Origin of the sequence: Streptococcus sp. 339, from assembly GCF_013277285.1 — a bacterium.
GTDB classification, from domain to species: domain Bacteria; phylum Bacillota; class Bacilli; order Lactobacillales; family Streptococcaceae; genus Streptococcus; species Streptococcus pseudopneumoniae.
On record NZ_VMMR01000054.1, the window covers coordinates 22838 to 36414 of the forward strand.

General features: G+C 37.5%; 13 protein-coding genes and 1 pseudogene. 2 read left to right on the top strand and 12 right to left on the bottom strand.

All coding sequences use genetic code 11. From position 1 onward, the window contains the following. Nucleotides 1–26: 26 nt before the first annotated feature. On the top strand, nucleotides 27–992 hold the full coding sequence (gene nrdF, locus HT736_RS07485; RefSeq protein ID WP_172930904.1) for a class 1b ribonucleoside-diphosphate reductase subunit beta: 966 nt from the start codon (nucleotides 27–29) through the stop codon (nucleotides 990–992). Between the two features lie 240 nt (nucleotides 993–1232). On the opposite strand, the gene HT736_RS07490 is transcribed toward nrdF, so the two are convergent. After that, complete coding sequence (locus HT736_RS07490) at nucleotides 1233–2489, bottom strand: ISL3 family transposase (RefSeq protein WP_172930905.1); 1257 nt, start codon at nucleotides 2487–2489, stop codon at nucleotides 1233–1235. A 245-nt stretch (nucleotides 2490–2734) separates the two neighbouring features. Here HT736_RS07490 and HT736_RS07495 point away from each other — a divergent pair, with 245 nt between their 5' ends. Next, the gene (locus HT736_RS07495; RefSeq protein WP_172922736.1) at nucleotides 2735–3496 is read left to right on the top strand and encodes a DeoR/GlpR family DNA-binding transcription regulator; all 762 of its coding nucleotides are present in this window, start codon (nucleotides 2735–2737) and stop codon (nucleotides 3494–3496) included. Nucleotides 3497–3790: 294 nt separating this feature from the next. On the opposite strand, the gene HT736_RS07500 is transcribed toward HT736_RS07495, so the two are convergent. From HT736_RS07500 to HT736_RS07550, 11 genes and pseudogenes are all read right to left on the bottom strand, one after another. Beyond that, on the bottom strand, nucleotides 3791–4048 hold the full coding sequence (locus HT736_RS07500; protein ID WP_000475754.1) for a DUF3884 family protein: 258 nt from the start codon (nucleotides 4046–4048) through the stop codon (nucleotides 3791–3793). Between the two features lie 42 nt (nucleotides 4049–4090). Next, the gene (gene lacG, locus HT736_RS07505) at nucleotides 4091–5497 is read right to left on the bottom strand and encodes a 6-phospho-beta-galactosidase (protein WP_172930906.1); all 1407 of its coding nucleotides are present in this window, start codon (nucleotides 5495–5497) and stop codon (nucleotides 4091–4093) included. 585 nt (nucleotides 5498–6082) lie between these two features. Further along, the gene (locus HT736_RS07510; protein WP_172930907.1) at nucleotides 6083–7774 is read right to left on the bottom strand and encodes a lactose-specific PTS transporter subunit EIIC; all 1692 of its coding nucleotides are present in this window, start codon (nucleotides 7772–7774) and stop codon (nucleotides 6083–6085) included. Next, the gene (locus HT736_RS07515; protein ID WP_001078331.1) at nucleotides 7774–8091 is read right to left on the bottom strand and encodes a PTS lactose/cellobiose transporter subunit IIA; all 318 of its coding nucleotides are present in this window, start codon (nucleotides 8089–8091) and stop codon (nucleotides 7774–7776) included. The genes HT736_RS07510 and HT736_RS07515 overlap by 1 nt, the downstream gene beginning before the upstream one ends. A 34-nt stretch (nucleotides 8092–8125) precedes the next feature. Next, nucleotides 8126–8962, bottom strand: a complete 837-nt coding sequence (locus HT736_RS07520) for a transcription antiterminator (RefSeq protein ID WP_119946761.1) — start codon at nucleotides 8960–8962, stop codon at nucleotides 8126–8128. Nucleotides 8963–9358: 396 nt separating this feature from the next. Further along, nucleotides 9359–9868, bottom strand: a complete 510-nt coding sequence (locus HT736_RS07525; RefSeq protein WP_172925072.1) for a hypothetical protein — start codon at nucleotides 9866–9868, stop codon at nucleotides 9359–9361. A gap of 258 nt (nucleotides 9869–10126) precedes the next feature. Beyond that, nucleotides 10127–11107, bottom strand: coding sequence for a tagatose-bisphosphate aldolase (gene lacD / locus HT736_RS07530; protein ID WP_050971600.1), 981 nt, complete (start codon nucleotides 11105–11107; stop codon nucleotides 10127–10129). A gap of 1 nt (nucleotide 11108) precedes the next feature. After that, nucleotides 11109–12038: a tagatose-6-phosphate kinase gene (locus HT736_RS07535; protein ID WP_172930908.1), complete on the bottom strand. Its 930-nt coding sequence runs from the start codon at nucleotides 12036–12038 to the stop codon at nucleotides 11109–11111. A gap of 10 nt (nucleotides 12039–12048) precedes the next feature. After that, complete coding sequence (gene lacB, locus HT736_RS07540; RefSeq protein WP_001216910.1) at nucleotides 12049–12564, bottom strand: galactose-6-phosphate isomerase subunit LacB; 516 nt, start codon at nucleotides 12562–12564, stop codon at nucleotides 12049–12051. Between the two features lie 148 nt (nucleotides 12565–12712). Continuing rightward, nucleotides 12713–13138 (bottom strand): galactose-6-phosphate isomerase subunit LacA, encoded by a 426-nt coding sequence (lacA, locus tag HT736_RS07545; protein WP_000029273.1) that lies wholly within the window; start codon nucleotides 13136–13138, stop codon nucleotides 12713–12715. 157 nt (nucleotides 13139–13295) lie between these two features. Further along, nucleotides 13296–13379, bottom strand: a pseudogene (locus HT736_RS07550) (aldose epimerase); the annotation flags it as partial. Nucleotides 13380–13577: the final 198 nt, after the last annotated feature.

Here is a 13577-nt window from a genome sequence, read left to right on the forward strand (position 1 = left end):
TTTTTACAAGATCGAAAGAAGAAAACATGTCACAAACTTACTACAAAGCCATTAACTGGAATGCCATCGAAGATGTCATCGACAAATCAACTTGGGAAAAGCTGACGGAGCAATTCTGGCTCGATACACGTATTCCCTTGTCAAATGACTTGGATGACTGGAGAAAGCTATCTAACAAAGAGAAAGACTTGGTCGGAAAAGTCTTTGGTGGTTTAACCCTTCTTGACACTATGCAATCTGAAACTGGGGTTGAAGCCCTTCGCGCAGACATCCGTACACCACATGAGGAAGCTGTTTTCAATAACATCCAATTTATGGAATCTGTCCACGCTAAATCTTACTCATCAATCTTTTCTACCTTAAATACTAAGGCTGAGATTGAAGAAATTTTCGAATGGACCAATACCAATCCTTACCTACAAAAGAAGGCTGAGATTGTCAACGAAATCTACCTAAACGGCAGCCCACTTGAAAAGAAAGTTGCCAGCGTCTTCCTCGAAACCTTCCTCTTCTACTCTGGTTTCTTCACTCCCCTCTACTATCTCGGTAACAACAAACTAGCCAACGTTGCAGAAATCATTAAATTGATTATTCGTGACGAGTCTGTTCACGGAACCTACATTGGTTACAAATTCCAACTTGGTTTCAATGAATTGCCTGAAGAAGAGCAAGAAAAACTCAAAGAATGGATGTACGACCTACTCTATACTCTTTATGAAAATGAAGAAGGCTACACAGAGAGTCTTTATGACGGTGTTGGTTGGACTGAAGAGGTTAAAACCTTCCTTCGCTACAATGCCAATAAAGCTCTCATGAACATGGGACAAGATCCACTTTTCCCAGATTCAGCTGAAGATGTCAACCCAATCGTTATGAACGGTATTTCAACAGGAACTTCCAACCATGACTTCTTCTCTCAAGTCGGAAATGGTTACCTTCTTGGCGAAGTTGAAGCCATGCAAGACGATGACTATAACTACGGTTTAGACTAATTCTCTTCGAAAATCTCTTCAAACCACGTCAGCTTCGCCTTGCCGTAGATATGCTCACTGACNNTCTACAACCTCAAAACTGTGTTTTGAGCAACCTACGGCTAGCTTCCTAGTTTGCTCTTTGATTTTCATTGAGTATAATTCTCCACCACTCTTAACCATCAAAAAGTAAACTTGAAACAACAAAATAATAATCTAATAAAATAGGCTCTTTGTCAACTGTAGTGGGTTGAAGAAAAGCTAAGCTCGAGAAAGGACAAATTTCGTCCTTTCTTTTTTGATGTTCAGAGCGATAAAAATCCGTTTTTTGAAGTTTTCAAAGTTCCGAAAACCAAAGGCATTGCGCTTGATAAGCTTGATGAGATTATTAGTGGCTTCCAATTTTGCGTTAGAATAGGGTAGTTGAAGAGCGTTGACAATTTTCTCTTTGTCCTTGAGAAAGGTTTTAAAGACAGTCTGAAAAAGAGGATGAACCTGCTTTAGATTGTCCTCAATGAGTCCGAAAAATTTGTCAGCTTCCTTATTCTGAAAGTGAAAAAGCAAGAGCTGATAGAGATTATAGTGGTGTCTCAAGTCTTCTGAATAGCTCAAAAGCTTGTCTAGAATCTCTTTATTGGTTAAGTGCATACGAAAAGTAGGGCGATAAAATCGTTTATCACTCAGTTTACGACTATCCTGTTGAATGAGCTTCCAGTAACGTTTGATGGCCTTATATTCATGAGATTTTCGCTCAAATTGATTCATGATTTGGACACGAACACGACTCATAGCACGGCTGAGATGTTGTACAATGTGAAATCGATCTAGAACGATTTTAGCACATGGAAAAAGCTGTTTAGCTAAGTCATAATAAGGACTAAACATATCCATAGTAATGATTTTCACCTGACAACGAACAGCTCTATCGTATCGAAGAAAGTGATTTCGTATGACAGCTTGTGTTCTACCTTCAAGAACGGTGATAATGTTGAGATTGTCAAAATCTTGTGCAATGAAACTCATCTTTCCCTTGGTAAAAGAATACTCGTCCCAGGACATAATGTTAGGAAGTCGTCTAAAGTCATGCTTAAAGTGAAAGTCATTGAGCTTGCGAATGACAGTTGAAGTTGAAATAGACAACTGATGAGCAATATCGGTCATGGAAGTTTTTTCAATCAGCTTCTGAGCAATCTTTTGGTTGATGATACGAGGTATTTGGTGATTTTTCTTGATGAGAGAAGTTTCAGCGACCATCATTTTAGAGCACTGATAGCACTTAAAACGGCGTTTTCTAAGGAGGATTCTAGTAGGCATACCAGTCGTTTCAAGGTAAGGAATCTTAGACGGTTTTTGAAAGTCATATTTCTTCATTAGGCTTCCGCAATCAGGACAAGATGGGGCCTCATAGTCTAGTTTAGCGATGATTTCCTTGTGTGTATCCTTATTAATGATATCTATAATTTGGATATTAGGGTCTTTAATATCGAGTAGTTTTGTGATAGAATGTAACTGTTCCATATGATTCTTTCTAATGATAGTTTGGTCGCTTTTCATTATAGATCTTATGGGACTTTTTTTCTACACAAAAATAGGCTCCATAATATCTATAGGGGACTTACCCACTACAAATATTATAGAGCCATAAAATATCGAAGTTTTGAAAACAAACCTCGATATTTTTGTTTTTGTTTTATTTTGTTGTTTTTGTATTTGAATGATGAGCTAGTTTATGGTAAGATAGTAGTAGGAAACGAGGTGATAATATGCTCAAACAAGAAAAATTAACCAAAATTTTAGAGACAGTAAATAGTAAAGGAACCATAACGGTTAAACAGATTATGGACGAAATAGCCGTTTCAGATATGACTGCAAGGCGCTATTTACAGGAATTAGCTGATAAAGATTTGCTGATTCGTGTGCATGGTGGAGCTGAAAAACTTCGAACCAACTCCCTTTTGACTAATGAGCGATCAAATATTGAAAAACAAGCCCTCCAAACGGCAGAAAAACAAGAAATAGCCCGTTTTGCAGGCAGTCTAGTAGAAGAAAGAGAAACTATTTTTATTGGACCAGGAACAACATTAGAATTTTTTGCGCGCGAATTGCCTATTGACAATATCCGCGTCGTGACCAACAGTCTACCTGTTTTTCTGATTTTAAGCGAACGAAAATTAACAGATTTGATTTTGATAGGTGGAAATTATCGCGATATTACAGGTGCTTTTGTTGGCACATTGACCCTACAAAATCTCTCTAATCTCCAATTTTCTAAAGCTTTCGTTAGCTGTAATGGTATTCAAAACGGGGCTCTAGCTACTTTTAGCGAGGAAGAGGGAGAGGCTCAACGCATCGCTTTAAATAATTCTAATAAAAAATATTTACTCGCAGATCATAGTAAGTTCAATAAGTTTGATTTTTATACTTTTTATAATGTATCAAATCTTGATACTATTGTTTCAGATTCTAAACTAAGTGATTCAATCCTTTTTGAGCTATCTAAACATACTAAAGTCATCAAGCCTTAATCAACTGAAAGATTCTGGGTAACAACTCAATTTCAGAAGAAAAAAAAAGTAAATCTTCCCACAATAAAACGCATAGTATCAAGGTTTTTCAACACCTGATATTATGCGTTTTTCTGTATCAAAGATTTTTTGCCCAATTGCTTTATCTGCAACCTCAAAGCTATGCATTGAGAAATCTGCGACTCGCTTCCTAGTTTAAAGTTGCTCTTTGATTTTCATTGAGTATAAGCAAGGTGATTAGATAAGAGTTTTGCAGAGTACTAGATATAAGATTTAACTTTTTTGAGCAATTAGTTACGATTGTTGAAACGGCATAAAATCTGAATCAAAGGAGATAGTATCCCATTCTTCAGGATTGATAAAATTTAAAAATAGATTTTTAAATTCTTCCAGCTCATAGTCTGAATGACAAATCCATTCTTTACCGGTCGAGACATACCATTTCCCAAGGCTTTTCAGTTCTTCATTCGTCAAACACGGTATTTGAGAGCATTTTTCAAAGTTGATAATATAAACTTTTTCATAAATAGATTGGATAAAATTTTTGAACATCTTTTTACCTCACTAGAATTCTATATCTAATTACTCATTCTACTAGTCTATAATCTGACTTTCCGCTACTTTCTTGTACCAGTGAGCTGATTTCTTAGGATAACGTTCTTGAGTTTCAAAGTCTACATAGAAGAGACCGTAACGTTTTTCATAACCGTTTGACCATGAGAAGACGTCCATCAATGACCAAATGAAGTAACCTTTTACATTAGCTCCATCTGCAATCGCATCAGATAATACTTCCAAGTGTTGTTTGACATAATCAATACGTCCATCATCATAAACAGTGTTATCGACGAACTCATCTTTATATCCAAGACCATTTTCAGTGATGTAAATCTTCTTGTAGTTCGGATAATCTTTCTTCACACGCATGATTTGGTCATACAAACCTTGAGGATAGATAATCCAATCCCAATCTGTACGTGGTACATAATCAGGAGCTACACGACGACCAACACCTTTGATTTGGTATTTAGAGCTTCCTTTTTCACCTTTACCATTATGGATAATTTCTGTTTCGCCATCAAAGGCTTCCATCCAGTCACTCATATAGTAATTGATTCCAAGGAAGTCGTTCAAGTCTTTTGCAGCTTCTAATGCTGTGAAATCTTCTTCACGAAGATCCAAGCTACCACCATTGGCAGCCAAGATAGCCTCTACCCCTGCCAGAGTCTTTTCAGAGTAGTGACCCAGATAAGTTGCATCCAAGATAAATTTATTATGGATAATGTCCTCCAACTCTGCCGCAATAACATCTGCTGGATTTTCAGGATCTAGAGGATACTTGGTTGGCAGTGCATGAACAACACCAATTTCACCTTTATAACCTTTATCTTTATATAGCTTGACTGCACGCGCATGAGAAACCATCATATTGTGGTGCGATTGGAAAACTTTGGCAAGGTTGTACTGAATACCTGGAGGGAATTTCCCAACCAAGTATTGACCATCACCGATTGGTCCAATTTCATTAAAGGTTGTCCAATAGTTTACTTCTGGAAATTCTTCAAAACAGAAGGCAGCGTAGTCTACAAAGTGTTCAATATTTTCACGGTTTAAGAAATCTCCATTTGAGTGAAGAGCTTCTGGCGTGTCAAAGTGATGAAGAGTTACAAAGGGCTCAACATGACGTTTGTGACACTCTGCAAATAAATTATGATAAAACTCGACACCTTTCTGATTTACTTGACCGTAACCGGTTGGGAAAATACGTGACCAAGCAATGGAAATTCGAATACCATTAACACCATACTCTTCTGCCAACTTGAGGTCAACTGGATATCGATTGTAAAAATCACTGGCTGGTTCTGCAGTGTACCAGTAGTTATCTTCAAGATATTTATCCCACGCTACTGGTCCTTTTCCATCGGTATGCGTAGCGCCTTCTGCTTGATAGGCAGCTGTTGCGCCACCGAAAATAAAGTCTTTTGGAAGTGTTTTTGTCATTTTTTCACCTATTTCTTGATTTAAATAAAGTAAAAGTGAGAGGAGAGGAGTCAGTGAGCCATCCTTCTCCATCTCACTTCTTGTACCAAGTCACCGAATTGTGACATGAGGAGGTAAAAACGATATCTTTTTACCGACGAATTAATAAGGCGATTAGGAAATTCGCCATAGCAATTTCCGTAACGATAGGAGACTATTTTAGAGTCCCTAGCCTTAATCGAATTGTGACATGAGGAGGTAAAAACGATACTTTTTTACCGAGGAATTAACAAGGCGATTAGGAAATTCGCCATAGCGATTTCCGTAACGATAGGAGACTATTTCAGAGTCCCTAGCCTTAATCGAATTGTGACATGAGGAGGTAAAAACGATACTTTTTTACCGAGGAATTAACAAGGCGATTAGGAAATTCGCCATAGTGATTTCCGTAACGAGAGGAGACTGTTTCAGAGTCCCTAGCCTTAATCGAATTGTGACATGAGGAGGTAAAAACGATACTTTTTTACCGAGGAATTAACAAGGCGATTAGGAAATTCGCCATAGTGATTTCCGTAACGAGAGGAGACTGTTTCACAGTCCCTAGCCTTAATCGAATTGAGCTTGTACAAATGCAAGAGCATCTTTTCCATCACGAGTTAATTTGATGTATTGAGCGCCTTCTGTCTTGGCAAGTTTAATACCGAGTTTATCTGTTTCTGCTTTCATATCTTCAAAGTTTGAAGCAACTTGAGGGGCAAGGATAACTAGATCAAACTCTGGTAACATTTCACGGTGAGCACCATAGCCACCTGCTGCTGCTTTCACAGGAACATTATATTCTGCAGCTGCCTTGTTCAAAGCATTTGCAAGGAGACCACTTGTACCTCCACCTGCACAGAGAACGAGGACATTTGTTTCTTCAGTGATGGTATTTTGTGCTGCTTCTACACCTGCTTTTTCAAGAATAGCATCCGCTTTTGCAGTGTTGAAGTTTGCAGCAACTTTTTCTTTCAATTCATCATTAGACTTACCTGAACGTTCTTCTTCAAGAATTTGTTCATCATAGACCTTAAGGAATGGATAGTAAATGACAACGTCAACCACGATTAGAAGGGCAGCAAGAATGAATGATAGAACTTGGAAGTTAGTACCAAGAACTAGACCTAGTGGAGCTGGGGTTGTCCATGGTAGATTAGCAGTGAATGAGTTCATTCCAAGAGTTTCAATAAAGAATTTAAAGATCCATACGTTTGCAATTGGAGCAAAGATAAATGGAATGAAGAAGATTGGATTTAATACCAATGGTGCACCAAACAAGATTGGTTCATTTACACCAAAGAAAGTTGGAACTACTGAAGCACGTCCGATTGCACGGTTACGTTTTGATTTTGTTAACCACATGAACATGAATGGAACAACCAGTGTCGCACCAGTACCTCCCATAGTAACGATAAACATTTGAGTTCCTGAAGTAAGGATTTTATCAGCATGCATACCTTGTTGGAGAAGGTTCAAGTTGACTTCAGCATTTGCATAGGTAATCGCTGCGATAGCAGGTTCAACAATAGATGGACCATGAATACCCACAAACCAGAAGAAGGCAAAGGCACCAAAGATAATGGTAATACCAAGGTATCCGTCTGCTGCTGAGAAGAGTGGTGCAAAGAATTTACCGATTGATTCAGCTACGCTTGCACCAACAAAATGACGAGCTAGTAAATCAAGAGCATAAAGTGAAACAACTGAGAGAGTGAATGGAATCACATCTTTAAAGACTTGTGAGATATTTGGTGGAACTTCGTCAGGCATACGAATAGTGACGTTGTTCTTAACACAAACCTTATAGATGGCTACAGTAACGAAGGCAGCAAGGAAGGCTGAAAGCAAACCTTTTGTTCCAAGGAAATCTGTTGCAAAACCACCTGCAATTGGGTCAGCTGCCAACATCAACAAACCAACAATCGCTGCTAACAGCGTTGACATATAGTTGATTTGATTGGTTTTCTCCATGCTACGGTTTACTGAGTCGGTCAATGACTTAGCTGTTGTACCAGCTACCAAGAGAGCCAGAATACCCATAGAATAGCTATAAGGTTTCATCAGAAAGGCTACAACTTCATCAGACCATTTAAAGCCCCATGAGTTTGGTACAAAGGCAATCAAGATAAAGATACTTGAGAAGAGAATAACAGGCATACCAGCAATAAAACCATCACGAATAGCACGAAGATAGATATTACGAGATAGTTTCTCAAAGAAAGGCTTTCCTTTCTCGATAAATGCAATTAGTTTGTTCATTATTTAACTCCTCTCTTGTAGAGTTCAATTAAATGGTGCATCAAATCTTTTAACAAGATAGTTGTCATCAAGTGGTCTTGGCCATGCATCATGGTTACACTATAAGCTAAGTCCTCACCAGAAGCTTCCTTAGTCAATAGACTTGTTTGCGCGTGGTGAGCCTCTGCAATACAGCTACCAGCTTCCTCTACCAGAGCGTCCGCTTTTTCAAAATCACCAGCTTCAGCAGCCTTCAAGGCTTCTAATAGTTTTGAACGAGCATCGCCAGCATAGGCTACGATTTCAAAACCTAACAATGTTACTTCTTCTCTATTCATGATAGAATTCTCCTTATATAATTTTAAATAATTTTTATGACAATAAACGTTGGATATGTAGAACTAGATAAACTCGTTCACTTTTATACAAATCAAGACCCGTATGTTGCGTAATCACATCATAGATCTTGGAGCCAATCTCGAAGGCTTTTGGATAGGATTGTTTAATATGGTCTTCCATATCCAGAAGTGATTGGTTATCATCTCTAGATCTATCTAAATAATCCAAGAAATAATTCAAATGAATCATAAAACGATCATAGAAATGGTTATTCTCTTTGGTTCGTTGAATTGCATAGTCCTTCAAAACTTCTTCAACATTCCTGAGAATTTCTTTCCTCTTATCAATCGACTCAACCACTTGGACTTCATTCTCACCTTCGGCATTGATGAAATGATAAGCAATCCGAATAATTTCATCCTCAGGAAAATGATCCGCTAGCTTCTGACGGTAAATTTCAAAAGCTTCATTTGCGATTTGAAAAGCGACAGGATACTTAGTGGAAATATCTGGCAGATTACTATCCTTGTACCTTCCTTGAGTTAGAGCTTGGTAAGAACAGTAAATATGATCTGTCAAGGTTACGTAGAGATACTCTTGAATCGGATAGTGATATTTCTTGGAAAGCTTATCAATAATCTCATAGGTCACTGTGATAAAATCAAGCGGAACATCTTTGAGAAGAGCCATAAAGTTTTCTCTGGACTCTTCGGTCTTCATCCGAAATATTTTCTCAACCTGCTGTTCAGCAATCAAATCTCCTTTCTTCTTTCCAAATGCAATCCCCTTACCAATCACAATCACTTCTTCTCCTTTATCATTTCTGACAAGCGAAACATTGTGATTCATTGGATTTAGAATTCGATACATGTGAACCTCCTTTTATATCTTAAAGGTATATGAGTACAAAAAATGACCACAAATGAACTAGAAAATCAGTCGATTCCTAATTCACCTGTGATCATGCCTAATATTACTTAGTAACACTCACCTTGTATTAACTTGTGATTTAAGTATAGCACAAGTAAGTTATTTTGTAAACCTTTACATACAACTTTTTTTAAACTTAACTATGTTCTAAAATTCATCAAACAGAGGCTCTGTTTTTATTTATTTTTGTAAATCAAAACAAAAACAGGAAGACAGAAAAATAAAAAAGTAGCTACATTTTTAAAATTCATTAAATCTAATAAACAAAGAACACAAGAAACTATAAAACAAAATACGGTTATTTTTTTAAACGAACTATTCATAAAGAAATAACCTTTAAGGTAAATCTATGGCGTAAACAAGGTTTACAAATGGCACCTCTACTGTAGCTACAGCAACTGTCCAATAATTTTCTACAGCAGTTTTTACAGCCCAGCCACCCAGCTCCCTCACGTGAGGACCAAGATTGAAACGAAAACCTACAGGACCTCTTTCGTAAACGTTAGGCAACTCTTTTACAGCTTCATACATCAAACTTGCTTCTTGTACAGAAATACCAATATTTTTTGCTAGCTCTTCAGGAGTACCTTTTAAATTTATATTTCCAAATTTATCTACATAAAAATAATCTTCCAAAATTTGACCAGCATTTACAATATCTTCTGAAACCGAAACATTATAAAATTTATTCCCATCAACATTCAAAACAATATCATTTGCTTTATCTACTCTAGTTAGGGCACTATCTGCAAATACAGAATGACTAACCATAGGTAAGGCTGATGAGAATATTGAAACAATACCTAGTCCTACAACTAACGCTTTAAAACTCTTTTTAGTAGCCATTTATCTTCTCCTTTTATAAAACAACGAATTGAAATGTGCGTCTAAATATAGTTTATTCTGGCAATATTGTTTCCGTATTATTCCTTCCTAGCTCGTAAAATAAACTATACCTTATTTTTATTATACTTCATCTAGTTACTTTCTAATTCATATTAACTTGTGATTTAAGTATAGCACAAGTAAGTTATTTTGTAAACCTTTACATACAACTTTTTTCAAATTTTTTTAGATTCATGTTCCTAAACTAGGAGGACTTTCTTACACACGTTCTTTCCATGAAGTCGCTGTTCTTTGAAGAACTTTATTGAGCTCATCAATGTTTTCAAATCCAGTTGTGCGAAGCCATTCGCGAGCTGCTGCTTCACCATCTTTGATGTAAGCTTCAACTGATCCAGCCCATGTTGCACGACCACAAAGAACTCCGTTAAAGTTTGCACCTGATTCATGGGCAAATACAAGAGTATCTTGGAAGAGTTTAGCTGATACACCAGCACTCAAATAGATGTATGGCAAGTTAGTTGCTTCATCTTGTGCTTTGAAGAAGGCTGCTGCTTCTTCACGTGTGTAAACTACTTCACCTTCAGCGAAGCCTTCAACATATTTAATGTTAACAGGAACTTCTACTTTCAAGACATCAATGTTAAAGCGTGGGTCTGAGAAGACTTTCATAGCACCGATAACTTTGTGTGGTTTTACTTTAGCGTATTCTACAGAACCAGCGTCAGCAATTTTTTCATCGTAAGCAAGGATTTCAAGGAAGAATGGGATATCTTCAGCCACACACTCAGAACCAATGCGTTCGATGTAAGCTTGTTTTTCTTGGTTGAGTTCGTCTGAGCTATCTACATCATAGTAAAGCAAGAATTTAACTGCATCTGCACCTTCTTCTTTAATACGTTTTGCAGACCAAACATCCAAGCAGTCAGGCAAGCGTTTTGTGCTTGTTGTATCATAACCTGTTTTTTCATAAGCAAGAAGGAGACCAGCTTTTTCATCAAGAGCTTTAGTTGCTGGAAGTCCATACTCAGGGTCAAGAAGCATAGATGAAGCGTATTTAGTCAATTCATCTGCTACCAAAACTTTCAGTTCTTCCATTTGAGCCACAGTTGGTTCTTCTGTTTGGTGTTGAGCCATGAGGCGTTTCAAAGCACCACGTTGGTCAAATGCAAGAGCTGAGATGATACCATTTTCATCAGAAAGTTTTTCTAAGCGTGCACGTTTTTGTTCTGTTAAAGCCATTTTATACCTCTTTTACTATTAATTGATCATATAGAGCTTGATAGTTGGCCATGTTGACATGACCAGTCATTTTTTCTTGAGCATTGAGCATACCAAGGACATTTGCCTTGATGAGTAATACTGCATCCGATTCTTTATGAAGTAGTCCTGAAGAAATTCCTGCTACAGTAGAGTCTCCAGATCCGACAGGGTTGACTACCTGAATTCTAGGAATATCTACCTTGTAGAAAGTGTCTCCATGTTTGGCAAAGGCACCGTTGGCACCAAGTGAAACGATAATCCATTCAATCCCTGCAAACAAGGGTTCTTGAAGGACTTCTTTTAATTCATCCAAATCCTCAGAAACTTCTCTTCCTAGAAGTTGAGACAATTCCTCATTATTTGGTTTGATGACTATTGGTTTATATGGTGATTCAAGAACCGCCTGAAGTGCTGCACCAGAGCAGTCCAAGACAACAGGCTTACCAGCTTGATTAGCAAGTTCTACCAAGCTCGCATAGTAATCAACTGGAAGGCCAGCTGGCAGACTACCTGAAATAGCGACTACTTCAACTGACTCTAAGAGATTTTTGAAATGATCCAAAAAGTCTTGACCTTCCTGTTCCAATACTACAGGACCTTTTTCAAGAACTTCTGTTTGGTTGTCTCCGTGAAGAATAGCAATACAGTTACGAGTTTCTCCCTGAATTGAGAAGAAATCTTTCTTTACTTGATTATCGATATGTTCAACCAAAAACTCACCAAGTTTGCCACCCACTAAACCAGTAGCAGTAACTGGATCACCAAATTCTGAAAGAACACGAGTAACATTAAGACCTTTACCACCAGCCGTTTTGGTTACATCCACCACACGATTGACAGTATCAATTTTTAACTCATCCAAGGGATAGGAAATATCAATGGATGGGTTCATTGTGACTGTTAAAATCATAGGTCACCTCTTAGTCGTGGTATTCTCCACGATCCCATTTTTCAAGGAATTCAGTGAAGAAGTTTGCGTCTGTTTGTTGAGCATTGTGACTTTCAAGGTGTTCAATTTTCGCAATCAATTTTTTGTTTTCTTCAGATGGTTTGTATTCAGCATGGATGAAAGCTTCGATGATATCACACATAAGCAATTCACCAGTAATCTTACCACCAAAACCGATAACGTTAGCGTTCAATTGCTCTTTAGCATAAAGGGCTGTTGTCATATCACGAACCAAGGCAGAACGAACACCTGGAACTTTATTTACAGCGTTGTTGATACCAACACCAGTACCACAGATACATACCCCAAGATCAGCTTGGCCGCTAGTTACAGCTTCCCCTACTTTTTTACCAAAGATTGGGTAGTGAGTACGTGTATGGTCATAGGTACCAAAGTCAATAACTTCATATCCTTTTGATTTCAAAAATTCTGAAACCGCCATTTTTTCATCTGTTACGATGTGGTCACATCCAATTGCAATTCTCATTAGTTATTCCCTCCGATTAATTATATAAATCTAATATCATTTATCCCTACTCAAGAAAAATCAAGATTAGCTTAGGAAGCGAGCTGCAAGCATAACTGAGGTTAGCTAAAGTGAGCTGACAACAGATTATCTTGATTTTTGAAGAGTATTAGCACATTTTATTCAACATGTCGACCCGGATTTGATGACGTCCACCATCGTATTGACCGTTAACAAATCCTTTAGCGATATTTTTAGCCAATTCATCACCAACAAGTTGTGCTCCCATAGTGATCATACGTGAGTTGTTGTGGCCACGAGTCATATAAGCTGAACGTTCGTCAGATACTTCTGCAGCAACCATTCCTTTGATCTTAGTTGCGACCATAAATGGACCAGCTCCATAAGCATCAATCACGATACCAAGGTTTTGTTCTTCTTTGTTTACTTCTGCAGCAACAGCGAGAGTCACATCAACAAAGTCTTGACCTTCAGCTGTAACATCCACAAGGTGAAAGTTTTCTTTTTCTAAGAAGTCTTTCACCACTTCTTTCAATCTCAAACCTGCAGCATCTGCACCGATAACAATAGACATATTGTATACTCCTTTTTATTTTTTCTAGGCTGGATTCCAGCAGTGTATTGGCTGTCTTTAAGAAACAGTCAATTAGTCCTCACAAACATAATATACTACTATTGTTTGAAAAAGTCAATAGTTTATGTTTGTTTTTGTTGTTTATTTTTTTGATTTTTTATAAAACTTCTATCTCAAACCCTAATTCTTCAACCTGATTGGCTTCTAAGAGACGAACATTCTTCTTATCTTCTAAATGATTTTCTGCTGAATTTTAAGCAGACTATCATTTCTCTTTTTAGAATCAAAAGGACGAGATTGTGGAAGCTCTGTGGGACTAATAGGTTGTGGCATTCAAATATCCTCCAATAGTTTTACTTTACTAATAGTATACAGGAGGTCTTCCATGAATGATAGATACCTTGTTATGACGCGCTTACGCCGTAACCGCCCAATAACG